We start from the raw sequence: 25926 nt of genomic DNA, 5'->3' as shown, positions 1-25926 counted from the left end.
TTATGGGGATTATCTTTTTACTTTTTACTTTTTACTTCTTAATTCTCATCTCTTTCTCCGCGTTCTCTGCGCCTCTGCGGTTCGTTATTCTAAATTTATAACTTCTTGCGGCAACTCAAATAACCCATTTTCCCCAGCATCAAAATCAACCACCTGATACACAGCATCAATATTTAACTCACCATAAATATGAGGAAATAATTCGCCAATTTCAGCAGGTTCATAGCGAATTTCAGCTTGGACTTTCTCAGAATCAATAAACAGTATTAGCAATTCTTTTTGGTTATTAAAAAACCTCTGTGCAACTTTGAGTATTTGCGTTGACTTGGAACAGTGGATAAAGCCTTCAGTATCGAGAGAATCAGCGCGATAGCTGCCCAAATCTTTTGCTTGTTCCCATTGTTGGACTTTGGTGATGTGAAGGATAGTATTCATGTTGCTTCTATCATTTTACAAAGATCATCTAAGCTCGACTTCAACCAATTCCGCAGCATAAACAGCAATATCTCGTAAGCGTTAAAATAAAGGTCGAGGTACTTTTACATTATGAGAAATTTGCCGTATATAATATCACTTGGCTAGCTAATTCTTCTAGAGAATAGACAATATTAATATCGGGACGTACCAGAGATGTTTGGATCTCTACGTCTTGTCTTCTAGAGTAATGGGGATGAATGCCGAGAAATAGAGGTTTATTTGTCATTGACCATGCACCCAGTTCATAAAGTACGATAGGGCAAATACTTTCTTGGGGAAACCAGAAAAGAATAGCTTGGGCTAGTCGCAAATGTTTATGTTCCCACTCAATTTGTTTTCTGGATGCACTGGAGTCATTAATTGGAAAATTAGTCCGACGGGGATTTAAAATTGTCCAAGATGAAGGTTTTAATAGCTGCAACATTTCTGCTTGCCAATCAGGGCAATCACTGATACCGCCAGCACAAAATATTGCTTGATTGCCGTCAAACTCCTCTGGAGCCTCAATGTATTTATTCATATTCACAAGTAATAATCTACGCCAGCAATAACTGCAAGTGCCACAGCATATTGTTCTAAATCTTCTCTGAGCAATTCTAACTCACTTCTAAATTGAGCTTCTTTTTCCCAATCTTGTTCGTGCTTCTTGGGACTGACATCCAAGGAACGTTGTGCTTCCCAGGCTTGTAGTAAAGGATGCCATTTAGATAAAACCGGACGCAATCCTCGGTTGAGAACAGCGATCGCAATTCCTCCCACTGACTCACGAGATCCACCGATATCAGGCCCCGCATCTTTGAGAATTTGTCGGGTAGTACCAAACAAGCTGTGTAAGGATGAAAGTGCTTCTCGTAACAAGCCTTGGTCTTGTTCGGAATCTAGAGGCTGGATGGCAATGCGGGTAACAAGTTCTACATACAGCGACCAAGCCGCCTTCCGTTCTGTGGAGTCGGGTTCCCATTCTGTCCCGCCAATACCAAACGGGAGGTTAACAGATACTTTCTTTAATTTTGCTGGATTTATTTTAGGCATAGATAGATTCCTGGGTTGATTGTTAGCAATTGAGTGGGTTGATGCCTATAATTCCTGCTATTAGCTGTTCTAAAGGTTGCTTTTCATCAACATTATTAACAAAACTTACCCAATTTAATTCCTTGAGAAACAGTAACTTTGGATCGTTTGGGATCTCTGTGACACCCGGTAATAAAACTGGAATCAAAGGCATATCTTCGCTGACGAATCGATTGTTAAGCGATCGCAATTCCTGTAGTTGCCATTTTCCTAAACCATTAGGACTAATAAAGATGGCACCTGATTTGACTTGCTGGATTCCTTCTTGGATAGCATATTGAAAGCTCTTTCCGGCACCAATCTCCTTTTTATCCAGCCAAGGATTCAAACCTCGCTGTCGCAGTTTGTTAGCGATCGCTTCTATTAAAGGTTTATCTTTACTATTGTGAGATAAAAAGACATCAAAATCGTTGGTGGCAACCTTGCCTTGAATGATCGAAGTAGCGGTGTCAATCTCGCGCTGCTTATCTGCGGCTTTATCCATCTGCGGAATAATCACAGTCCGATCTACTCTCAGGCGTTCCTCACCATCTAGTAGAGAAATATGAGTACCGCAGACGCTACAATCAATCCAGTTAAAATCGCGCTCTCGCCTACGTGTCACCTGTAATTCGGTAACTGGTGTCTCGCAATCCGAACAAACAAAAATGCGGCGGCGACGGATACTTTCTGGTAAAGCTCGTCGCTTCAGGTGGGTATGCACGTACTCTTCAAAGTGCAGCCTTGTCTCCTCACTCGCTTTTGGCTTAAAGAACAGAGTTAACTCCGCTTTTCCTTCTTCAGTATGGCGTAGCCAGATACCACATTCACCAACATTGGCTGTGAACATAGCAGCATTTTTCCACATTTCTTTGCGTTTAAAAATTTCGCTCCGAGATAAGCGTACAGCCAAGGTCGTATATACATTTAATACAGCCCCCTCAAACTCAAAAATCACCGCTTTGCCTTCGGGATCAGGAGCTTCTGGCCATTCTCTCGTAAACTGGGAGGGGAAAACTAAGAATGGTGCAGCCTCAGTCTGTACTCGCAAAGCAATTTCACGAGTCAATAATTCTTCTACCGTGGCAATTAAAAGTAATTTCTCCTGTTCTTTATCGGCGATGCGTTCATCTTTTGACATCTGAAACCGCCCCGCGAGTACATCTTCTTCGACAATGCAACCCATACCCTCTGGTTCATCTTTAGCGGCGTTGACAATTGCTGAGGCGTAAGCATCCAATAGTTCTGGTTGCAAAAGAATTAGATCCCCAAAGCTGAGTCTACGGATCAAATCTCGTGACTCTACTAGCCGAATGCAAGTTTCAAACTTGTCTCGCACTTCTTTAGAATCAGCAAGAGTATTATTGCTTTGCAAGAAGGCACGGTAGAGATCATCTGCTAGAGATAACAGCCTTCGTGATTTTTTTTCTTGAATTAAGAAACCTTTGATTTTCTGAAATAATTCTGTAGAACTTACCTTTGGCAAATTCTCCCAATCAATAGCTTTGCGAATGGCTGTAGTTAGTTCCTTGATTCCCAATCCTTCCTTAGCGCTAGTCTCAAAGTAACCATCAAAACCAAGTTCGCTAACTAAAGCATTGATGCGTGCTTTTGTCACACCAATGCTACCCCGATCGACACGGGCGGATACTAAAAATTTCTTCAAAGCGATCGCCGAATTACCTGGTAAGTTTTGTGCTTGTTTTAAAGCCCGGTTCCAATAATATACTCCCGCAAAGGGTTCGGTTTCACTCCGGGCATCAAATACAATCAAGGCCACTGCCAATTCATTTAAATACAACTGGTGAATCAGCCGATAACCTGGCTGTCCTGCTAAGTCCCACAAAAGGATTTCCCGCAATTCTTGGCGATCGTCGCTTAACTTGAACTCCTCTTTGTCAAAAGTCCAAACACGACGACCGTGAGTTGATTCTGTGGCGCGAAACTCTCTATTAGTTAATACCAAACTCAATCCAGATTTGCCTACACCACTTTCACCCACTAGCACCACTTTAGCGTTTCTATATAAGTCAGAGGGATTCACCGGAGGTGCATTCAGCAAAATTTCTGGGTCGATTTGCCAAATGCGAATGGCGATGTCTGCTTCACCCAAAGTTGCCAAAATGGGTTTTGTGGTGTGAAAAGCTAACCCAAAAGGCAACGATTTAAAAGTTGCTTCCTCTAAAATTGTCAAAGTTTCCCAAGTATCGCAGCGCCACAGACGAACAGTACCATCAGAAGATTTAGAAGCTAGCAATTTAGCATCATTAGAGAATTCCAAACAATTTACTGATGCTGTATGTCCTTCTAAAACAAATAATGTTTGCCCAGTTTGAGGATTCCACAAACGGATTGTATTGTCACGAGAAGCTGATGCTACCATTTGCCCATCTGGAGACCATGCGACACTATAAACATCCGCCGAATGTCCTACCAAAGTTTTTACCAGTTTAGTTGTTTCTTTATCCCAAACTTTGATTGTGCTGTCGTGAGAAGCAGATGCCAACATTTTCCCATCTGGCGACCATGCCAAACTATTCACTTGTCCTGAATGTCCTTCGATGGTTTTATATTGTTCTGTGTTCACATACCCCAATATAATCGACCAATCATCGCCCATCCCACCGACAGCAAGTATCTGACTATCTGGAGACCATGCCATGCTCAGACAGACACCAGTATGCATATCAATTGTCTTTAGGAGTTCGCCAGTCTCTGTTTTCCAAAAGCGGATAGTGTTATCAGCAGATCCAGAAGCAATTGATTTGCCATCTGGCGACCAAGCAACTGTCCAAACCCGTCCTTTATGACCCTCAAGGGTACGTATGCATTCGCCACTATCTACAGACCAAAGTTTGATTGTGCTATCAAATGATGGCGAGGCCAGCATCGTACCATCTAGAGACCATTCCACTCGACTAATTAACCCATTGTGCCCCCGAAGTGTATGTTTCAGTTGCCAACCAAATGGGATTTCACTGGGATTGACAGGATTTTTCATAGAGCGGTTTTATTTTCAGATAATATATACGTACTCAATTCAAGCATTGGTTGGCTGTAAGAATTATTATTCTCTAGCTTGGCAGAATGTCTGATAAATATTAGATTCTTGCTTATTCCCTTTCTCAGGGTGGAATACTTTAGTTAAAGCCCACCTTTCTAGTAGGGATTTAGGAGTATTTCGGATGATTAGGAGCCAGTGGCTTTTTAGACATCTTCTTAAGACAATATATCAAATTTGTTTGGCATATAATTAGGAAAGTTAAGGCATACAACGGCAATTTACGGCAATTTGTAAAAATGTATTTATTTGAGTAGAATAAGATGTCAGACCATCTATAACCTAGCGAAATAAAATCCTGATTAAAACGTTTTTTTATGGAAAGGTGGGATACTCAACTGAAGATATTATGTATGAGAATACAGATTTGAATAAAAGTTTCGGATAAAGTTTTGGTAGACAAGGGCTGGACAATCTAAAACCTATTGTATCTTAATGGTACATTTTCATTATTCTTAATATCAACCAATCACAGAGACAAGAAAATGGCATCAATTCAAGTCGAATTAAAGGTTTTTCAATCCTTAAAGCAAGCCTATTCAGAGAAGTTTGGTGGTTCACCTAGTTCTTTAATTAATAGATTAAATTCTATTTATTATCAGTCAGAAGATAAAAATGACAATTTAATAGCTGATAGAACTATCCGGTCTTTTTTTAATGCTGCCACACCACCGAAAATGCAGGAGAAAAATCTCAATTATCTATGTAGAGTACTTCTAGACCAGAACAGCTATCAAGAAGCTTTAAGAAAAATCAGCAACATAGACTCTGATGTTGAAGGAGATTGGCTAGAACCTTATTGGAAGCACCTAGAAAGAAAGTGCAGCACAATGCGAGTCCTAGATATGAATGAGCCAATACCTATAGATAGTATTTATGTAAATACATTTAAAATATTGAGGAATATTCAGGGACGCAGACAGCAAACACTAGAATATTTACTAAATAGTTTAGAATTAGAAGCTGCAACCGAGCAAAACTTTAGGCGGTTATTTTTCTCTAGTAATGAAGTTTCAATGCCAGCATTAGAAGCTGCAATTCGGTACAAAAAGCTGATGATATTAGGCAAACCAGGAGCAGGTAAGACGACATTTTTAAAGTATCTAGCTCTGCACTTCTCCCTAGAAGAATCGCTGGAAAAAGTTGTACCTATTTTTATTCGTTTCCGAGATATATCCGAAAATCAATCTAATAAAAGTTTAACGGAAACCGTAATCTATGAATTTACCAAACATATCCCGGATTCCGAAAAAAAAGCGCGTAACTTACTAGAAAGTGGCCGGGCTTTAATTTTGTTGGATGGATTAGATGAAGTAAAAGTCGAAAATAATAATATTTATCGAGAAATTGATGAATTTACGAATTCATTCCCAGACAATCGTTTTATAATTACCTGTCGTAATGCAGCCTGTGATTATGTTTTTGATGATTTTACAGAGGTAGAAATTGCCGATTTTGAAAAGCAAGAAATTAAGATGTTTGTTCACCAGTGGTTTAAAATCCGTGGAGAAGAAGAAATTAGCGATCGCTTTTTAGACAAATTAGAAGAAAATCAAGCAGTCAAGGAATTAGCCACAAGTCCTTTGCTGCTGACAATTTTATGTTTAACATTTGAAGATACCTATGATTTCTCTATAAATCGCTATGCACTATACGCAGACGCAGTAGATTCTCTGTTGAGAAGATGGGATACTAGCCGTCGGATAGAACGTAAACCCGATCTTTATCTGTCACGACAACGAAAAATTAATATGTTCAGTGAAATAGCTTATCATGGCTTCACTGATAACCCTCCTAAATTTCTATGGTACCAGTGGGAATTGGAAAAGCAAATTGTGCAATTTTTGCAGAATATTATCGCGGAAATAGATTCACGAGAAGCGCTAAGAATTATTGAAGCCAACTATGGTTTACTAATTCAACAATCTAAGGCAATATACTCTTTTTCTCATCTGACTTTCCAGGAATTTTTTGCTGCGGAATACATAGTAGAAAATCGTGAACCAGAATTCTTAAAAAAGTTTGTTGAACAAAACTTAATAGTGCGTCAATGGCGAGAGGTATTTATTTTAATTACTGAGCGACTGAGTAATGCTGATGAATTTATCAAATTAATGTTTAAGTGTACCCATGACATCGTAAAAGACAGTCAGGGGTTGCAAGATATGTTGAATTGGCTACATAGAATGACAACTAAAGCTCAGATTAGCTCTAGCTCTTGGAGAGCTTATTACTTAGCAATTGATTTAGATGTTGACCTTTACATTAGTCGTGACATTGAAATTGACCGGACGACCTTTGCAAAATTTGCGACAGAGATTAGAAAATATAACGACGATCATAGGCAATTACTTGCTTCTAAACCAAGAGCTTTACTAATTTCTCGATTAGCAGCCATTCATGCTTTGGCTGTGGATCGTTCTCATGGAGATATGCCTAATGAAAATCAATATGTAAGCCTGAAGACTTCAAATGAATTTACCATTGAACGGCTACAAGTTGGTAATGATACAGAGGTTGATATTAATCAAAAGCTAGATTTTGCAATTCAAAAAGCCCAAGAATCAAATCTAACTGATTTAGCTAGAGAATTGATTGATTTGCAAAATCGTCATCCACTAAGTCATGCTGCTAATCAAGAATGGGAAAAATGGGCAGAAGAATTACGACAACTTATGCTTAAGCATCTTGATGCTGGTTATAAAGTTAACCTTGCATCAGCAGATGTTAAAGCTTTGGAACATTATATTTATGCAAATTACCTATTGTTTGATTGTGTTTCTAGAGGAATTTATTGTTCTAGAGAACTGCGTGAGGAAATTCTAGATAATTTGCTATTACCTACAGATGAAATACTACCTCATTTACTAAGCGGTTATGATGTCAAGAACACTTCCTTAGAACAATAAAATCTTGACAAATTATCGAAACAGAATATATGCGTCATTCGCCAGAATACAGGAAAGGTATTTTGAACTAAAAAGCGGATGAATTAAGGGGTTTAAGACTCCCACTAAAGATTTCCTCTTTAGTGATCTTTTGTACGAGACGCAAGCGCGAACAATCAGTGACGGGTCTGAATCCCTCATTGATAGCGCAGCATAAGGCAAGTCTTCTCCTTTTGGGAGAAGCTAGGCGAACAAGCGTCTTGATTATGAACGGAGGCGGAGCAATCCAAGCTGCACTTCTGCTAGCGATACCGGGGCACTTAGCACATTCTGACTTCTTCTTCAATGAGGATTAGCAGAATGCTAATTCACTAATCTCAGAAACCTAAAAACTTTTTGTCTTCCCAAGGACAAAAACTTGGTTGTAAAAAGCCTGGTTTCATACTGAATCGGCATTCTATTAAGATATGTCCAAAAATTCTAATGTTCATATCAAGATTGTTCTGAAGAAAAGCGTGATATACTTCTTATTGTTGATACTGGTGTAACGAGAATGCTACTTCAATTAAGCATTCTGTCAGTTGGCTTGGGATTGGCGGCTCATTGGTTAGCCCTTGGATTTGACATCAATGTCAGAACCATTCCCCATCTCGAAGAAATGATGAACACTGCCATTTCGCTGGGCTTGTATATCAATGTTTTAAATATTGATCCGATATTCTTTAAAAGACATTTGGACTCAATTATTAAGGTAATAGTTGTTGGAGTACCAATAAAGATTATCTTACCCGGTTTCCTTTTGGCTCACTTTTCACCCCGTATTGCCCCAATTGCCTATTTATGTGCAACCATAATTGCTCAAATAGATCCAATTGCGGCAGCTAAATCTCTTGACAGCAGCAAGATTAGCAGAAAATCTGAAACTATTTTGAGGGCTTGGTCTAGCTTTGATGACCCAATTACTGTACTATTTGCTTTTTATTTTTTCCTACCACTGTTAGTCTCAAATAATTTCAGTTGGAATCAATATTTAGTACGGATTGCAGCTGATGTTATTAGCTGTTTTATAGCTTATTACATCTATTATAAAATTAAGAGTTGGTCAAATAGGCTGTATGACAAAATTAAAATATCTTTAGAAATAATTTTTTTAGCGATAATTATTCTCTACAGTGTTTTATTTGATTCATTCATCTTACCTGCATTTGTAGGTATATTTCTAAGACCGATCGCACCAGAGCAGTTAGAAAAAATTATTTCTGCTATTTTTTATTTAAGTGTAATTGTTATTGGTTTATTATCTGCTAATCTTCGCCTAGATTGGCTTTCTGGAGGAATTTTAGCATTCTCTACATTTTTCTTAGGACAAGTTATTGTAACTTTTCTATTTTTAAAAGATTCTCTAGCCAGCAAAGTAAGAGTGATGTTTGGCCATCAAAATGGAATGACGGCAATTCTGCTAACCGTTGGCATTGAAGTATCTGGCTCAGATAAAACAACAGCTTTGTTATCAGTTACATTACCTGCCATTATCCTAATTGCCTTATTTTACTTTGCCACTAATTATCTTTTAGATCGTTTACTACTAAGCTCTCCAACTGACTAAAACTATTGAATTTCTGTAGAGTAGAGCGAAAATTCAAGAAAACATCGGGACTAAATGCCGATTAATGCCGATTAATGCCGGTCATTGCCTATTTTTACCATATAGAGTTTATACTTAATGAGGTAGCTTGATGTGCATTTACATTTAGTAGGTATTATTAGCCATGCCTCAAAAACACGATCAAACCCAAGAGTCTGTTAAAGTCTGCAACCACAAACCTGGCGATGTTTGGGACGAGGGTTGTTGCGAGAAGATTGAAGCGATCGCTAAAGCAAATCTGGCGATCGCTAATGATCTAAAAAACAAGCAGATAGCTGATGAGGAGACTAAAGAACTCATTCATCAAACCGAGAATCAAGATAGATTCACTCTGATATCCAGTCATGGATGATACTTCTGCACTTGAACAGAAACTTGAAAAGACTTGATCCTCCGACAAATAAAGATTTATCAGCCTGGGTGCCAACCTAAAACCCAGGCTAAACAAGGACAAAGGTACAAAGATTTTTCTTTGCACTTTTGTATGAGGTTATCATCCTATAAATTCGGCGGAATACAAACATCTGGCGCACATAAGCCAAAAAACTTTAGCGTCGTCAACTCAAAAGTATTCAAATCTACGCGGCGGATGGCATGATTATTAGTATCAGCAATATATAGATATGAATCCATAGCACTCAATCCCGAAGGTTCAAAAAATCGGCTATTCTTACCTTGTCTATCTTGTAAACCCGCAATACCATCTCCTAAGACTGTTTGACAATTGCCACTAGGACTAACTAATTTAATTTTGTGATTATAGGTGTCTGCCACCCACAGAAAATTCTGAGCAAATTCAACTCCTAAACAGTGTTGCAAACGGACATCTTCACCTTGTCCATCAACGTCGCCAAAGCCAAATAAACCTCCACTACCGCAAATGGTTCGCACTTGATAGGGTTCTACAATTCCAACACCACGAATTGAACTAACTTCACTGTCGGCAATATATAGTTCTTTTCCATCTGTGCTAATCCCGCTAGGTTGAGCAAAAGCAGATTCAGTAAGTGAACCATCAACGCAAGCTTCTGCACCAGTACCAGCATAAGTTTTAATGATGCTAGTTTCTAAATCCATTTCCCAAATTTGATGCGGCCCAGCCATTGCAATAAACAGAGTATTTCCCACTTTCACCAAATCCCAAGGGGAATTCAGCGCGGTTTCTAAACCAGCACCGCCATGAGGATGAATATTCCGGCTTTGTTCACCAGTTCCTGCGATCGCTTCTACAACTTGACGCTTCAAGTCAACTCGCCGCAGGGTATGATTTTCTGTATCAGCCACATAAAGAATTTGATTTTCTGCATCAAAAGCCATTCCCTGTGGTGCAAAAAGCTGCGCTTCGTTAAAAGCACCATCGGTTAAGCCAGATTTTCCAGTACCAATCAAATGCAGAATTTCGCCGTCGAAGCTACTCATAATCAGGCGATGATGTCCAGAATCAGCAATGAACAAACCCGCTTCGGTAGCTAAGACTTTACCAGGAAAAGCTAGGGGTGTAACTAATGATTGACGCTGTTTTTCTAAAGTCAAGCTAAGTTCTTGAAAATTAATCGTGCCTTTATCCTGGTGTTGCTGAATTAACTTTTGAATCAATTCGTCTAAAGCGTCACGGTTTCCTTCGCCAGAAATTTGACCAATTACGTAACCTTCTGGATCGATAATTATTAAAGTAGGCCAAGCACGGACAGCATATTCATCCCAAAGTCGAAAATTGCTGTCAACTATAACCGGGTGTTCAACGTCGTAGCGCAGAATAGCTTGGCGAATGTTTTCTGTTTCCTTCTCGTTGTCAAATTTCGCAGAATGGACACCGATAACGGTAAGGCTATCTTTATATTTTTGTTCTAAATATTTCAGGTTTGGGAGAATATGCAGACAATTGATACAGCAGTATGTCCAAAAATCTAAAATTACGACTCTACCCTTGAGTTCTTTCAGAGACAAGGGTTTATCAGTATTGAGCCAAGAGTAATTTTGCGGTAATTCTGGCGCTCTGACACGGGGAAGCATAAAGAAATGGCACTAAGAAAAGCATTAATATCTAATCTGGGAAGACGAGAGGAGTAAATAAGACAATCTAATATCTTAGTGCCATTGGGATTAGGGTTGAGAGAATCCTCATCTATCTTTGAAACTCTAATACCAGTTATGTATGAAGGTGCGCCGAACTAGTATGAGGAACGAACCGCAAAGGACGCAAAGGGCACAAAGAAAGAAAGAAATAAGAAGCAAAGGAAATTTGGCGCAGTTTCACAAGGAAATTTGGCGCACTTTTACAAAGAAATGGTAAAACGGCAACATTATTATCTGCTGCCGTTGTCAAGCAACGCGGTAAAGCTATGTCAAATCACTCGCCTACAGGCAGAGGCTGGATTTGGGGTGACAACCTCGAAGCGAGTTGCATCTTTTTAGTTATCGGTGCCCGTTCCTCATGGTAGCGGCGCAGTGCGTCGGGAACGTTCGTCATTCCTTCCCCACTCAATGCCCGTGCCAAAGCATCGGCATCCTGAATCGCCTGGTTCGCACCCTGACCAGCACGTGGTGCCATCGGGTGAGCCGCATCGCCCAGCAGGGTTATGTGTGCGGTACTCCAGGTGTCGATGGGTTCACGTTCATAGACCGGGTTTGCCCGAACCGGAACCGTCCCAGCTTCAATCAGCTTGATAATGGCAGGGTCAAAGCCTTTGAAGAAATCGAGTAGTTCCGACGTTGGCACCTCGCTCGTCCAAAGATCCTGCGGCGGGGTATCCTGCACCATGATGCTGTCCATCGCTACCTCAGCACCCCCGCGCAGAGGTAGCAGCGTCAGCATCTTGGGAGCTTGACCCCACAGGTACATCCGGTCGTTTGCCAGGCCTTCAGGCATTGCAGAACTAGGCGCGAGTCCACGGAGGATAACCAGCTTCGAGAAGATCATCTCATCATGATGAATGAACTTGCGAACCACGGACTTGATGCCGTCCGCTCCGATTACGACCTTGGCGCGAACTTGCTGCCCGTCTGCAAACCTCACGACACCGCGATCGCCATCTTCAAAAGCCTCGACGCTTTCCATACCAAGATGGATGTGTTGCTGATCCACACCCCCCAGCAGCAGGGCATGGACATCAGCGCGATGCACGGAGTAAGCCCTGCCTTCGCCGGTCATGTCGGCAGGAGTCGTACCGATGGGTTTGCCCTCGCTGTCACGCAATTCGATCACCTTAGTCTGCACAGCCTCGGCATGGAAACGGTCAGCGACACCCCATGCCTCCAACAGCCGCACGCTGGGTTCGCGGATGATCACCGCGCCGCCAATTTCTCTAAGGACTTTGGTTCGTTCATACACATGAGCTTCGATGCCAGCGTGACGCAATGCTACTGCGGTAGCTAGCCCGCCGATACCCGCTCCGACGATCGCAACATCCACATCTAGGGGGACGGTAGCTACTGTATGGCTATTATTTGTCATCTTTGATAATCTCCTTAATTCATCTATATTTTGAGTTGCTGCTTTTAGCTATTTGAAATTGGTGTGAGTAATTTGGCGAACTGTGGAAACAGAGCCTCGGCGTTGCTATGATTAATCGCTGAACGTAGCTGATTGTCGAAGGGGTAGGTATCAAGTCCATCTGTGAAGCGACTTACAGCTTGCACAGGAGCGAAGGGTGAGTCACTGCCGTAAAGAATGTGACTTGGGTCAGCGAACGCTAGCAAACTAGGCAATGCAGTCGGACTGGAAGACAAGGCGGTGTCGAAGTAAAAGCGGCGGAGGTTTTCCAGTCCAGTTTCGATGTTGCCATCGGGGGAACATACTGGAGCCATGCGATGGGCGGCGTAAGGGATGAATCCCCCAGCATGGGACAGAATCACTTTCAGATTGGTGTAGCGGGTCATTGTCCCAGACACGATGAGATTAATTGCAGCGCGGGTGGTATCAAGCAAGAAGTCGGCTGCGAAGGATGGTACACCTTGTACACTAGGCCCCGGTAGCTCCGAGGGATGGACGAAGACTACAGCATGGCGGCAGTTCAATTCCTGCATAAGTGGGTCAAAGTCCTTTTCTCCCAAGTAGCGACCGTGGGTATTTGCAAGCAGAACTACCCCAGCCGCGTGCAATTCTTCCATTGCATAGACTGCTTCGGCGATCGCACCATCGACATCAGGTAAGGTTAGGGTGGCAAAGAATCCAAATCGATGGGGATGATTGCTAACTACCTGAGCCGCAAACTCATTGACTTCACGAGCCTTGACCCGCGCCTCGGCATCATTGCCCAAATGCACGCCAGGAGTAGAAACTGAGAGGATTCCAGTGGCAATGCCATGCTCATCCATCATATTGATTGCATCTTCTACACTCCATTTCGGAAGAAAACCTCCTCCAGGCTTGATGCCGTGCTGAGTCAGCCAGTTTGCGTAATCTGGAGGAACGATATGTTGGTGAACATCAATCCGGGCAGGATTAGACATGGTTTTTACTTGTCAAAAATTCAATCGTGCTTTGAGAATCCATATCCTGGGGAAGCAGTTTCTTGAGAATGTGCCGTAATGTCTCTTTTTCGGTGGCATTAAGAGGTGCAAAGTTTTTAACTCCTACTTTTTGCACGCGCTTAACTAGCTCCTTGACTATCTCTTTACCGGCATCGGAAACTGAGTGTATATGCAGTCGCCGATCCTTTGCGTGCGGATGCGTCTCAATCAATCCACGGGCTGCCAGAATCCGAATGATCCCGTGGATGGTAACGGGCTTCATTCCCACCAACACCCCCAGTTCGTTCTGAGAACTTGCACCTTTCTCCAACAGTTTCATCATGACAACGTACTGCTGGGGTGTGATCTCAAGATCGCTAAGTTCCTGGTAGCAGTTGCGATGATTCTTTGCGAATACTCTACCTATGAGATAGCCAAGATCCTCATCCAATAGATATGGTTCATCTACCTCTGCTGGTTTGAGTTGCTCGTTTTTTGGTTTTGGCGATCGCTCTACTGACACTGGCTTCATCCTCAAGAGATTTGCTTTTTTGGGAAAGTCATTATTATTATAACATTATAATCATAACGTTATTGTCATAATAGTTTCTCGGTTTCAAAAACCCCATAAACTAGAAATGTGTTTACCGGATATCATTTTTGAAAGAACTTGATAGACTAACGACTACGGAGTTATCAGCTTGGGTACAACAAGCTAAAATTCAAGCTAAACAGGGACGAGTTATTGATCGCATTCCACAATTAGCTAAAGCTGATCCTGGTTGGTTTGCAGTTCATATATGCTGTAAATCGGGAAAAACTATCAGTTTTGGGGATGCGGCTTGTATTTTCCCGCTAATGAGCGTGATTAAGGCATTGTCTTTACTTTATCTGCTAGAAAATTTTGGCACAGAAATAGTTTTTGCTTGGGTTGGCGTGCAACCATCGGATGCAGCCTTCAATTCTTTAGAACAATTAGTTAGCGATCGCGGTCGCCCCCGCAACCCGATGATTAATAGTGGGGCAATCACCCTCGCCGATAAGTTACCAGGAAAGGATGCTACCGAACGCACTCTTTTATTTTGTAAATGGCTTAACCAATTAGCCGGTTGCCAACTATATTTAGATGAAGTGATGCTGGCTTCCGTGCGATTAACCCGTTCAACAGCCAATGAAGCGATCGCACACTATCTTGCTGAAGTCGGATATATCGAAAATATTAAAACAGCACTTGACACCTACAATCAAATATGCTGCATATCTGGGCGAGTTGAAGACTTAGCCCTGTTAGGAAAACTTCTAGCTTTTGAAAATAGCTTATTAAAATCACAAAATCGCCGAATTGTCAATGCTGTGATGTCAATTTGTGGACTTTATGAAGCTTCTGCGGAGTTTGCAGTCAGAATTGGTTTACCGATGAAATCAGGGATTGGTGGTGGGCTTGTAGCAATAGTACCAGGTGAGGGAGCGATCGCTTGTTACAGTCCTAGCTTGGATAATATCGGAAATCCTGTAGGTGCGATCGCATTTGTCGAGGTTTTGGCACAAGAATTACAGTTGAGTGTCTTTGGTTAATTCCGGTTATTCTGCTTCAGAGCGTTTATTTTAGTAGTAATTATAGAAAAATTTAGCCAAAACCGTGATTTCAAGTAGGGGCAATTCATGAATTGCCCTACAAGATGTTATTTAAGTAACAGCGTTGATTCTTCAGCAGTTGGTGTTACCTCTGGCTGTAGTTCTGGTGCAGGAGACTCAATAATCTCTGGCAGCGTGGGTGGCAAACTCGGAGATGGTGCAACCGTTACTTCTGGAGTAGGTGTCTTACTCGTTCGACGCTGAAAAAATCCGTTGATTTTAGATTTTGTTGGCTGAGGCGCAACTTTTTCAGGTAACGGCGTTGATTCAGGAGTTGGCGTTACCTCTGGCTGTGGTTCTGGTTTTGGCGTAATTATTTCCGGTACTGGAGACTCAATAATCTCTGGTAGCGTGGGTGACAAACTCGGAGATGGCGCAACTGTTACTTGTGGAGTAGGTTTCTTACCAGCCTGACGGTTAAAAAATCCATCAACTTTAGGTTTAGTTGGCTGAGGCGGAACTTTTTCAGGTAGTGGCGTTGATTCAGGAGTCGGCGTTACCTCTGGTATCGGAGACTTAATAATTTCTGGTAGTGTCGGGGATAAGGTAGGAGATGGTACAGCCGTTGGAACTTCCAACTTTGGTTTTTCTGGTTGTGTTTTGGATTCTTTCGGAACTTCAGTTTCAGGAATTGGCTGTTTTTCTACCTTCGGTTGTATTGGGAGTGTTTTTTCAACAGAAGGCGTAGGTGTGAGTTTATAATTCGGGTCTACAATACCGCGCACTTCATCTGCTGTTAGTTCTCCTCTGGTAATTTTCGATAAAGTATCTTTGCCCTTTGGCTGGTAGTCAATCAGTCTAACTGTGGTATTGAAGGCATTTTTGAGAGGATTTCCCTGATTATCGAGAAATTCTAGCTTTATCCAGTTTTTACCAGTTTGGAAGCCTTTAAGATAAACTGCTTGCCAGCGATCGAAAACAAAGCTTTCACCATTAATAGTGACGCGGATGCGCCAATCACTAAATCCTTCGTTAGTGTTTTCCTTGTCAACAAGGTGTAGGGGAGCATTAGTCAGATAAAAGTCTAGTAAAATTGGCTCTGCCCCGTAGTTCCCTTGAGGATTACTGTAAGTTAACAGGGGTAACTTAGGATCTGGATTATTGTCGTCGGTTTTGGTAAAGACGTGAAATGTTGCTTGGGCATAAGCGCCTTCATTCTTAAAGCTTTCATGCCAAGGACGAGAGGCAAAGACTCGAAGGGTATGAGTCCCTGGAGACAATTCTGGCAAAAGCAAGGGTTGATTCAGGTCGTAAACAGAAATATAAGGTTGATTATCTAGAATTACGTCAAGATGTGGCCCAAGTTGTAATTTTGGATCTTTAAATATTGCTAGATCCTTAACCTGAAAACTGGCTGTAACTTTGTTATCTTGGAAAACCTCATCAGGTCTAGGAGTCACAATTGTCACTTGTGGCTGATAAACTTCCAAGCTTGGACGCAGTGCTTGGATAACAGATGGTGGGGAAACTTCCGAAAATTGCTTTGAAATTTGAGAAATCTGTGGAGAGTTTTCTCTATAACCAGTAGATACTTCCTGGCTATCGGCTTTTTCACCACAACTGGTCAAGCTTAATACCAGCACCAATGTCATTATCCACCTAAGAATCGGAAATCTCTCAGGGAGAAGCTTTTCTAACACCCTTTTCTGCCACGAGTTCATGCGTTGCACCCAGTGATAGTCTTCGACAATTGACAGATTATTTTCGCTGAAACTGTCCATCTGGCACTATAGCCCAAAAGCTGAAATTTACCTCACATACCCTAAGTTTTCCTGTGCCTATTTCAGGAGATTTTAAAATAAGTCATATTTTCTACAGCTTTTTACTTACAAGAACGGAAATATGACATAAATATTCATGAGTAATAGCAGTAAAAGCTGGAACATCGACCGCTTACAACAAAATCATCAAGTTTACGAATTGTTATTCTTTGTAAATTAAAATGGTTAATCTATTGACTTTTAGACAAATAGTTTGAAGTTAAAAGGCAGATAAGGCGGCAATTTCAGCAATATTTGACCAAGTTTGAATTATTGTTAAAATATCTCTAACAAAGTGCAGGTGAAGACTCTATAATTCAACGAGAAACAACTCTCCACATAGGGTCTTCATCGCGGCTTCAGTGAAATTCTGAGTATGCGGTAATGGTTCACTTTGTGGTATTCATGATTCCTCATTCCTTATCAAGAGAGGAGGTCAAATGACAATAAGTCCTCCAGAGCGAGAGGAAAAGAAGGCAAGAGTCATCGTCGATAACGATCCAGTTCCAACCTCATTCGAGGCATGGGCAAAACCTGGACACTTTGACAGATCCTTAGCCAGGGGTCCCAAAACCACCACATGGATTTGGAACCTGCACGCACTCGCCCATGATTTCGATACACATACAAGCGATTTAGAAGACATATCCCGCAAGATATTCTCAGCCCACTTCGGCCACTTAGCCGTAGTGATGGTTTGGTTAAGCGGAATGATTTTCCACGGCGCGAAGTTTTCTAATTACGAAGCTTGGCTAAGTGACCCGTTGAACGTTAAGCCTAGCGCTCAAGTCGTTTGGCCCATTGTCGGACAAGACATTTTAAACGGTGATGTTGGCGGTGGTTTCCACGGCATTCAAATCACCTCCGGTTTGTTCCAAGTATGGCGTGGTTGGGGGATTACAAACTCCTTCCAACTTTACGTAACTGCGATCGGTGGGTTGGTATTAGCAGGCTTATTCCTATTTGCCGGCTGGTTCCACTACCACAAACGCGCTCCTAAACTGGAATGGTTCCAGAATGTGGAGTCCATGCTGAATCACCACTTGCAAGTATTGCTAGGTTGTGGTTCCTTGGGATGGGCAGGTCACTTAATCCACGTGTCCAATCCGACCAACAAGCTTTTGGATGCAGGTGTTGCTCTCAAAGACATCCCCTTGCCCCACGAGTTCATCTTGAACAAAGACTTGTTGACCGAGTTGTATCCCAGCTTTGCTGCTGGTTTAGCACCTTTCTTCACCTTGAATTGGGGTCAGTATGCTGACTTCCTAACCTTCAAGGGCGGTCTGAACCCAGTAACAGGCGGCTTGTGGATGACTGACATCGCGCATCACCATTTAGCGATCGCAGTTCTCTTTATCGTTGCTGGTCATCAATACCGCACCAACTGGGGTATTGGTCACAGCATTAAAGAGATCCTCGAAAACCACAAAGGCCCTTTCACTGGTGAAGGTCACAAAGGTCTCTACGAAAACCTGACCACATCCTGGCACGCTCAATTGGCTACTAACCTAGCCTTCTTGGGTTCACTGACCATCATCATCGCGCATCACATGTACGCGATGCCCCCCTATCCATACTTGGCAACTGATTACGCTACGCAGTTGTGCATATTCACACACCACATGTGGATCGGTGGCTTCTTGATTGTTGGTGGAGCGGCTCACGCTGCTATCTTCATGGTGCGGGATTACGATCCTGTTGTGAACCAAAACAACGTGCTGGATCGGGTGATTCGTCACCGCGACGCGATTATTTCTCACCTAAACTGGGTGTCTATTTTCCTCGGCTTCCATAGCTTTGGACTTTACATCCACAACGACACAATGCGCGCATTGGGTCGTCCTCAAGACTTGTTCTCTGATACAGGGATTCAATTGCAGCCGGTATTTGCCCAGTGGATACAAAATATCCACGCCTTGGCTCCTGGTACAACTGCACCTAATGCCCTAGAACCAGTTAGCTATGTCTTTGGCGGCGGTATTTTGGCTGTTGGCGGTAAAGTGGCAGCTGCACCCATTGTTTTGGGCACAGCCGACTTCCTAATTCACCACATTCACGCTTTCACCATCCACGTCACCGTCCTAATTCTGCTCAAAGGTGTGCTGTACGCCCGTAGCTCTCGTCTGATTCCAGACAAAGCTAACTTGGGCTTCCGCTTCCCTTGCGACGGGCCAGGTCGTGGCGGTACTTGCCAAGTATCCGGTTGGGATCACGTATTCCTCGGACTATTCTGGATGTACAACTCCATATCAATTGTAATTTTCCACTTTAGCTGGAAGATGCAATCAGATGTCTGGGGAACCGTAGATGCAGATGGTACCGTGACTCACATCACTGGTGGTAACTTTGCCCAAAGTGCTATTACCATCAACGGTTGGTTACGTGACTTCTTGTGGGCACAAGCTACACAAGTCATCAATTCCTACGGCAGCGCGCTATCTGCCTATGGTCTACTCTTCTTAGGCGCTCACTTTGTCTGGGCATTCAGCTTGATGTTCCTGTTCAGTGGTCGCGGCTACTGGCAAGAACTGATTGAGTCCATTGTTTGGGCACATAACAAACTGAAGGTAGCTCCAGCAATTCAGCCTCGCGCTCTGAGTATTATTCAGGGTCGGGCTGTAGGGGTAGCTCACTACCTCTTAGGAGGAATTGCCACAACTTGGGCATTCTTCCATGCACACATCCTTTCAGTAGGGTAGCAATCAGTTATTGAGTGCTGGGTGCTGAGTGCTGAGTCAAAACTCAGAACTCAGGACTCAGAACTCAGGACTCTAGACGCTGATATTTGATGGCTAAAGGTCAGAGGATTTATTAAACCTATGGCGACAAAATTTCCAAAATTTAGCCAGGATCTCGCACAGGATCCGACGACTCGTCGGATATGGTATGCGATCGCTACAGGCAACGATTTTGAAACCCATGATGGCATGACGGAAGAAAATCTTTACCAAAAGATTTTCGCAACTCACTTCGGTCACTTGGCAATCATCTTCCTGTGGGCATCCAGCCTCCTGTTTCACGTGGCCTGGCAAGGTAACTTTGAACAGTGGATTAAAGATCCCCTTCACATCCGTCCCATCGCCCATGCGATTTGGGATCCCCACTTCGGTAAACCAGCGATCGAAGCTTTTACCCAAGCGGGCGCTAGTAATCCCGTAAACATTACCTACTCTGGTCTTTACCATTGGTGGTACACCATCGGTATGCGGAATAACGGCGAACTGTACAACGGTTCAGTTTTCTTGCTGTTATTCGCTGCTGTAATGTTGTTTGCTGGCTGGCTGCACTTGCAACCCAAGTACCGTCCTAGCTTGGCATGGTTTAAGAGCGCGGAACATCGCCTAAACCACCACTTAGCAGGTTTGTTTGGTGTTAGTTCATTGGCATGGGCTGGTCACTTAATTCACGTTGCTGTCCCCGAAGCTCGCGGTCAGCACGTAGGTTGGGATAACTTCCTCAACACACCACCCCACCCAGCCGGTTTGACACCATTCTTTACAGGCAACTGGGCTGTTTACGCTCAAAACCCTGACACCACCGGACATGTATTTGGTACATCCCAAGGTGCAGGAACTGCAATTCTGACCTTCTTGGGTGGTTTCCATCCTCAGACAGAAGCTTTGTGGTTGACTGACATCGCTCATCACCATTTAGCGATCGCAGTCCTATTCATCGTTGCTGGTCACATGTACCGGACAAACTTTGGGATTGGTCACAGTCTCAAAGAAGCATTGAATGCCAAGAGTTTCTTTGGTATTCCAGTTGAAGGGCCGTTTAACCTACCTCACCAAGGTATTTACGACACCTACAACAACTCATTGCACTTCCAATTGGGTTGGCACTTAGCAGCGCTAGGTGTTGTTACTTCCCTAGTAGCGCAGCACATGTACTCCATGCCTTCCTACGCATTTATTGCGAAGGACTATACTACTCAGGCAGCGTTGTACACGCATCACCAGTATATTGCTGGATTCTTGATGCTTGGTGCTTTTGCTCATGGTGCAATCTTCTGGGTACGTGATTACGATCCAGAACAAAATAAAGGCAACGTACTTGACCGCGTGCTGAAGCACAAAGAAGCGATTATTTCCCACCTCAGCTGGGTATCTCTTTTCTTAGGCTTCCACACACTTGGTCTGTACGTACACAACGACGTAGTTGTTGCTTTCGGTACACCTGAAAAGCAAATCTTGATTGAGCCAGTATTTGCTCAATTCGTCCAAGCTGCTAACGGTAAGGTACTCTACGGTTTAGATACATTGCTATCTAACCCTGATAGTATTGCTTACACAGCATGGCCTAACTACGCTAACGTTTGGTTGCCAGGTTGGTTAGATGCAATTAATGCTGGTACTAACTCCCTGTTCTTGACCATTGGGCCTGGCGACTTCTTGGTACACCATGCGATCGCTCTAGGTCTGCACACCACCACCTTGATCTTAGTCAAAGGTGCTTTGGATGCCCGTGGTTCTAAGCTGATGCCCGATAAAAAGGACTTCGGCTATGCCTTCCCTTGCGACGGCCCCGGTCGTGGCGGTACTTGCGACATCTCAGCATGGGATTCCTTCTACCTTGCTACCTTCTGGATGCTGAACACCCTTGGTTGGGTTACGTTCTACTGGCATTGGAAACATCTCGGTATTTGGCAAGGCAACGTAGCTCAGTTCAATGAGAACTCTACATATCTCATGGGCTGGTTCCGCGATTACCTCTGGGCTAACTCCGCTCAGTTGATTAACGGTTACAACCCTTACGGCGTGAATAACCTGTCTGTCTGGGCTTGGATGTTCTTGTTTGGACACCTAGTTTGGGCTACTGGCTTCATGTTCTTAATCTCCTGGAGAGGTTACTGGCAAGAGTTGATTGAAACCCTTGTTTGGGCACACGAACGCACTCCTCTAGCTAACTTGGTTCGCTGGAAGGACAAGCCCGTTGCTCTGTCTATCGTTCAAGCTCGTGTAGTTGGTCTAGCTCACTTCACTGTTGGCTACATCGTGACTTACGCCGCATTCTTGATTGCTTCTACTGCTGGTAAGTTCGGTTAATTCGGCTACTAGTTTTGTAGATAAGTAATAAAAATCCCCTGCCGCAAGGTGGGGGATTTTTTTTGTGGGTTTTGGATAGGAGGATGGGAAAAATAAAGGAAGGGGCAGGCAAGATGCCCACCCCACAAGAAAGAAAAGTTACAGAAAAGTACAAATAGTTTTCTATTCTGAATGCAAGAGCCAAAGTTGAAAATTTTTCAAAGAAGATTACCTCATTGGGAATTAGAAGGGGTGGTTTATCTCATTACCTTTAATACTTGGGAAAAGTTAGAACTTAGCCTAGAAGCTAGAGAAATAGTTTTTAATTCCTGCTTGTTTTTTGATAAAAATAGATATCGAATATTTGTCTTTGTGGTCATGACAAATCATGTGCATCTGCTCATTCAGCCATTACTCAAGTCGGAAAATGAGTTTTGGTCATTGAGTAGCATTATGAAAAGTATTAAAGGTTATAGTGCTAAACAAATTCCCAAAGGGATGAAACATATAGGAACAGTATGGCAAGATGAAAGATATGACCATATTGTTAGGAACGATGAAGAGTTTCAACAATATTGGGAATATATCAGACAAAATCCTGTAAAAGCAGGACTCTCATCAAGTCCAGAAAATTACCCCTTCTTGTGGCAACTCCCTGAATAATCTCACTCATCACATTCTCTCTTCTCTTGTGGGGTGGGCATCTTGCCCGCACTTAGTTATGGGCGGGCAAGATGCCCACCCCACAAGAGATTATTGGATATTTTTTTGCATATATGGAAAATTACAAAAGCAAACTATACAGATTTTCACCACAGTAATTATCAAGTGTTCATTCCCGAAATTACTCAAAAGTTATTAGCAGCAAAACAAGACAAATGATTAAGCGTAAATATTAGCACTTACAATGAAGTTATTTTATATAGTTAAAACTTAATTTAAATATGTTTTAACTCATACTTGTAAAAGCAAACATAAACTTGAAATTATATAGACAAAACTACAAAAGAAGTACAGGAATTGCTCTAATACTGGATAATCTGTATCAAGCTCTAATTATCCCATCAAAGTTAAGAGCCAAATTTTGGATGAAAATAAATTTAACTTTTGTGATGTCAACGTAATATGTATACTATTTGACAATCCTGAAAATGATTCCAGAATTATGCCAAAACAATTTCAGAGCCTAACTTTTTTTAAGTAAGTTCTCGAATATCAGTAAGAATAATTTTTTACTTGCTCATGAAGGGCAGATCATCTATGATATAATCGCCAAAGTTATACACACTTATAATATTTGTGACTACCGAGTTCTACGAAATAGTTAGTTTGTGAAAATATTGCATTTAGTACCGTATTCTCGCAAATCACACTTGTATACCACCGAAAAAACCGTACTTTAAAGAGATCGTAAATTGTCAAAGATAATCTCCTCAACACACTTTACAGAACTATACAGTGTAAATAAGAATAATAACTTAACCGAAGTAAAATTTTCCTGAATGCAGGCGAATAATGTTGTGATAGGGAAAAGAGTGAGTAGAGGAGAGAGAAAGCGATGAGGGATCCTTATCTGTTGGCAGCAGGATTGTTAACAGGATTAGCAATACCAGCATCGGCTCTTCCACATTTGTCAATTGTCCTGCCAGAAAGTTCGAGATTCCTGTGGGATTTAAAACAAGGTTCGCAGGTAATAGTAAGTAGACAAATCATCCCCAGTGTTGATCTCTCCTTACCAGAACTCAGTGGGCAAGCGTTCCAACCCCTAAAAAATTCACAGCCGACGGTAGACGAGAAAAACGTCTCTAGCGTACCCGAACTTAGTAGTAAAGGATTACCAGCCTCAAGAGAATCATCAGTCAACCCCAGCGCTCAAGCAACGGGTATTTCACTGACATCTGGTAATCAACTTTACTACGAAAGATTGGCGGCTTTGAAAACAGGTCAGATTTATACACGCACAAATAGTGATAATTTGCAATCTTTGTGGGAGTCGATCAGGAAGCGTCAACTAACTTATGATGACTGGAAAAGTTTACTCGCTTTAGAAGCTAGAGCGATCGCTCAAGGTCAAGGATCAAATCATCTAAGTATCTTAGTTGGTGATTCTTTGAGCATGTGGTTTCCTAGAGAAAAACTGCCTAGTGGGAAATTGTGGCTCAATCAAGGCATCTCTGGAGATACTTCCAGTGGCGTTTTAAGAAGATTGGGAGCATTTTCGGCAACCCGCCCCGATGTAATTTACGTCATGGCTGGGATTAACGACTTACGAAAAGGCGCTAGCGATGACACAATTTTGCGTAATTATCGCCGAATTGTCCGTCGTTTACGGGATGCTCACCCAAAAACTGAAATCATTGTTCAATCAATTTTGCCTACTCGTTTAGCAAAACTTTCCAATAGCCGCATTCGTCACATCAACACCCAACTAACCCAGATTGCCAAACAAGAAGGCGCTAATTATCTAAATATTTATAGCTGGTTTACGGATATGGAAGGCAATATGCGCCCAGAGTTAACCACAGATGGTTTGCACCTGTCACAAGAGGGTTACGATGTTTGGCGCTCGGCACTACAGCAGATAGAATACAAGCTGACTCAGCGTGAAGATTGAGCGATCGCTACTTTTATATTTATGGAAGTTACCAACAACGATGCGATCGCCATCCGTTCGCTAATTGAACACCAATTGGCAGCTTTTCAAAAAGATGATGCCCAAGGCGCTTTTGCCTTCGCCAGTCCGGGAATTCAGGCGCAATTTGGCACTCCAGAAAATTTTATGCAGATGGTGAAGATAAGCTACCCAGCAGTATACCGTCCTCGTTCTGTCTTTTTTGAGAAGATAACAACCATCCAGGGAAACATAACTCAGCCAGTGCTACTACTTGCCCCCGATGGAGTTCCCTTTAGAGCTTTATATTTTATGGAAAAACAGCCGGATAATTCCTGGAGGATTAACGGCTGCTTTCTAGTTTCTGTAGAAGCTAAAGAAATATAGAACCAAAATTTTATAATTTAACGCCCAAGGCTTCCCGATTATTCAAAACCTGATTTAACTTACCACTACGATAACCTTCCAAATCCAGCGTTACGTAAAGAAATCCAAGATCCTGAAATACAGAAACTACTTTTTGTAAATCTGTCATCAACACAAAATCTTTAATTTGCTCTGGTGATAATTCAATGCGTGCTGTATCCCCTTCCGATCGCACGCGCAAATTTTGCCAACCTAGCTTTCTTAAGAAAATTTCTGCTCTCCCAACTCGTTGTAACTTAGCAACAGTAATCTCTTCACCATAAGGAAACCGGGAACTTAGGCAAGGTTGAGCGGGTTTATCCCACCAAGGTAAACCGAGTTGTTGCGAAAGTTGGCGAACTTCAACTTTAGTGACACCTACTTCGGCTAAAGGCGATCGCGCCCCTCTTTCTTTCGCCGCCTGAATTCCTGGGCGATAATCATGCAAATCATCGGCATTTACCCCATCTACTACGTAGGGATAACCCAACTGTAAAGCTAAAGGTTTGAGAGTGTCGTGCAACTCACTTTTGCAAAAATAGCAGCGATTAACCGGGTTAGAAGTGTAATTGGGATTTTCCATCTCGTGAGTCTGGACGATTTTATGAGCAATCCCAATAGTTGCGGCTTGAATTTTGGCATCTTCCAACTCTTCTGGCAACAGCGAAGGAGAAACAGCCGTAACAGCTAAAGCGCGATCGCCCAATGCATCATAAGCAATTTTAGCAACCAAAGTGCTATCAACGCCCCCAGAATAGGCAATCAACGCCTGCTCCATCTCTTGAAATAAGGCTTTTAATTGCTCAAATTTTTCTATCAGCATCATTTCCCAATCCTACTCAAACCCTATAGCACCCAACACATTTTTATTGTAGTCATTTTGTTATTGGGCATTGGGCATTGGGCATTGGGCATTGG

The 25926-nt window shown here is 42.4% G+C and carries 19 protein-coding genes; 9 read left to right on the top strand and 10 right to left on the bottom strand.

Features of this window, described 5'->3' with window-relative positions; translation table 11 throughout:
- Nucleotides 1–84: 84 nt before the first annotated feature.
- The 4 genes from V7K98_RS03245 to V7K98_RS03230 form a co-directional block, all read right to left on the bottom strand.
- On the bottom strand, nucleotides 85–435 hold the full coding sequence (locus V7K98_RS03245) for a DUF952 domain-containing protein (protein WP_335019390.1): 351 nt from the start codon (nucleotides 433–435) through the stop codon (nucleotides 85–87).
- A 109-nt stretch (nucleotides 436–544) separates the two neighbouring features.
- Complete coding sequence (locus tag V7K98_RS03240; RefSeq protein ID WP_335019389.1) at nucleotides 545–997, bottom strand: nucleoside 2-deoxyribosyltransferase domain-containing protein; 453 nt, start codon at nucleotides 995–997, stop codon at nucleotides 545–547.
- 2 nt (nucleotides 998–999) lie between these two features.
- Nucleotides 1000–1509 (bottom strand): hypothetical protein, encoded by a 510-nt coding sequence (locus V7K98_RS03235; RefSeq protein WP_335019388.1) that lies wholly within the window; start codon nucleotides 1507–1509, stop codon nucleotides 1000–1002.
- 22 nt (nucleotides 1510–1531) lie between these two features.
- Complete coding sequence (locus V7K98_RS03230) at nucleotides 1532–4528, bottom strand: TIR domain-containing protein (RefSeq protein ID WP_335019387.1); 2997 nt, start codon at nucleotides 4526–4528, stop codon at nucleotides 1532–1534.
- Nucleotides 4529–5073: 545 nt separating this feature from the next.
- Between V7K98_RS03230 and V7K98_RS03225 the strand changes: the two genes are divergently transcribed.
- The 3 genes from V7K98_RS03225 (at nucleotide 5074) to V7K98_RS03215 (ending at nucleotide 9473) form a co-directional block, all read left to right on the top strand.
- Nucleotides 5074–7497, top strand: a complete 2424-nt coding sequence (locus V7K98_RS03225; RefSeq protein WP_335019386.1) for an NACHT domain-containing protein — start codon at nucleotides 5074–5076, stop codon at nucleotides 7495–7497.
- Nucleotides 7498–8134: 637 nt separating this feature from the next.
- Entirely contained in the window at nucleotides 8135–9082 is a 948-nt protein-coding gene (locus V7K98_RS03220) for a hypothetical protein (protein ID WP_335019385.1), read from the top strand.
- Between the two features lie 163 nt (nucleotides 9083–9245).
- Nucleotides 9246–9473, top strand: coding sequence for a hypothetical protein (locus V7K98_RS03215; RefSeq protein ID WP_292705091.1), 228 nt, complete (start codon nucleotides 9246–9248; stop codon nucleotides 9471–9473).
- Nucleotides 9474–9619: 146 nt separating this feature from the next.
- Here the strand turns inward: V7K98_RS03215 and V7K98_RS03210 are convergent, their stop codons facing one another.
- The 4 genes from V7K98_RS03210 to V7K98_RS03195 form a co-directional block, all read right to left on the bottom strand.
- Nucleotides 9620–11134, bottom strand: coding sequence for a thioredoxin-like domain-containing protein (locus tag V7K98_RS03210; protein WP_335019384.1), 1515 nt, complete (start codon nucleotides 11132–11134; stop codon nucleotides 9620–9622).
- A gap of 337 nt (nucleotides 11135–11471) precedes the next feature.
- A complete protein-coding gene (locus tag V7K98_RS03205) occupies nucleotides 11472–12575 on the bottom strand; it encodes an FAD-dependent oxidoreductase (RefSeq protein ID WP_335019383.1) in 1104 nt (367 codons plus the stop codon).
- A gap of 44 nt (nucleotides 12576–12619) precedes the next feature.
- Nucleotides 12620–13573 carry an amidohydrolase family protein gene (locus V7K98_RS03200; protein ID WP_335019382.1) on the bottom strand — a complete coding sequence of 318 codons (954 nt, stop codon included), beginning with the start codon at nucleotides 13571–13573 and terminating at the stop codon, nucleotides 12620–12622.
- Entirely contained in the window at nucleotides 13566–14105 is a 540-nt protein-coding gene (locus V7K98_RS03195) for a MarR family winged helix-turn-helix transcriptional regulator (RefSeq protein WP_335019381.1), read from the bottom strand. The genes V7K98_RS03200 and V7K98_RS03195 overlap by 8 nt, the downstream gene beginning before the upstream one ends.
- Before the next feature lie 128 nt (nucleotides 14106–14233).
- Between V7K98_RS03195 and glsA the strand changes: the two genes are divergently transcribed.
- Entirely contained in the window at nucleotides 14234–15148 is a 915-nt protein-coding gene (gene glsA, locus V7K98_RS03190; protein ID WP_335019380.1) for a glutaminase A, read from the top strand.
- A 107-nt stretch (nucleotides 15149–15255) separates the two neighbouring features.
- Here glsA and V7K98_RS03185 read toward each other — a convergent pair whose 3' ends face one another.
- Entirely contained in the window at nucleotides 15256–16869 is a 1614-nt protein-coding gene (locus tag V7K98_RS03185; protein WP_335019469.1) for a hypothetical protein, read from the bottom strand.
- A gap of 539 nt (nucleotides 16870–17408) precedes the next feature.
- On the opposite strand from V7K98_RS03185, the gene psaA reads away from it, so the two are divergent.
- The 5 genes from psaA (at nucleotide 17409) to V7K98_RS03160 (ending at nucleotide 24990) form a co-directional block, all read left to right on the top strand.
- Nucleotides 17409–19667: a photosystem I core protein PsaA gene (psaA, locus tag V7K98_RS03180; protein ID WP_265273060.1), complete on the top strand. Its 2259-nt coding sequence runs from the start codon at nucleotides 17409–17411 to the stop codon at nucleotides 19665–19667.
- Nucleotides 19668–19787: 120 nt separating this feature from the next.
- Complete coding sequence (psaB, locus tag V7K98_RS03175) at nucleotides 19788–22013, top strand: photosystem I core protein PsaB (RefSeq protein WP_334830434.1); 2226 nt, start codon at nucleotides 19788–19790, stop codon at nucleotides 22011–22013.
- Between the two features lie 171 nt (nucleotides 22014–22184).
- A complete protein-coding gene (locus V7K98_RS03170; protein ID WP_335019379.1) occupies nucleotides 22185–22655 on the top strand; it encodes an REP-associated tyrosine transposase in 471 nt (156 codons plus the stop codon).
- Nucleotides 22656–23550: 895 nt separating this feature from the next.
- Nucleotides 23551–24606, top strand: a complete 1056-nt coding sequence (locus V7K98_RS03165) for an SGNH/GDSL hydrolase family protein (protein ID WP_335019378.1) — start codon at nucleotides 23551–23553, stop codon at nucleotides 24604–24606.
- A gap of 21 nt (nucleotides 24607–24627) precedes the next feature.
- A complete protein-coding gene (locus V7K98_RS03160; protein ID WP_335019377.1) occupies nucleotides 24628–24990 on the top strand; it encodes a DUF4864 domain-containing protein in 363 nt (120 codons plus the stop codon).
- A 10-nt stretch (nucleotides 24991–25000) separates the two neighbouring features.
- Here the strand turns inward: V7K98_RS03160 and larE are convergent, their stop codons facing one another.
- Nucleotides 25001–25834, bottom strand: coding sequence for an ATP-dependent sacrificial sulfur transferase LarE (gene larE, locus V7K98_RS03155; RefSeq protein WP_335019376.1), 834 nt, complete (start codon nucleotides 25832–25834; stop codon nucleotides 25001–25003).
- Nucleotides 25835–25926: the final 92 nt, after the last annotated feature.

Origin of the sequence: Nostoc sp., from assembly GCF_036917435.1 — a bacterium.
Classification (GTDB): Bacteria; Cyanobacteriota; Cyanobacteriia; order Cyanobacteriales; family Nostocaceae; genus Nostoc.
The sequence above is the reverse complement of the archived record's forward strand: the minus strand, read 5'-3'. Positions and strand labels throughout refer to the sequence as shown.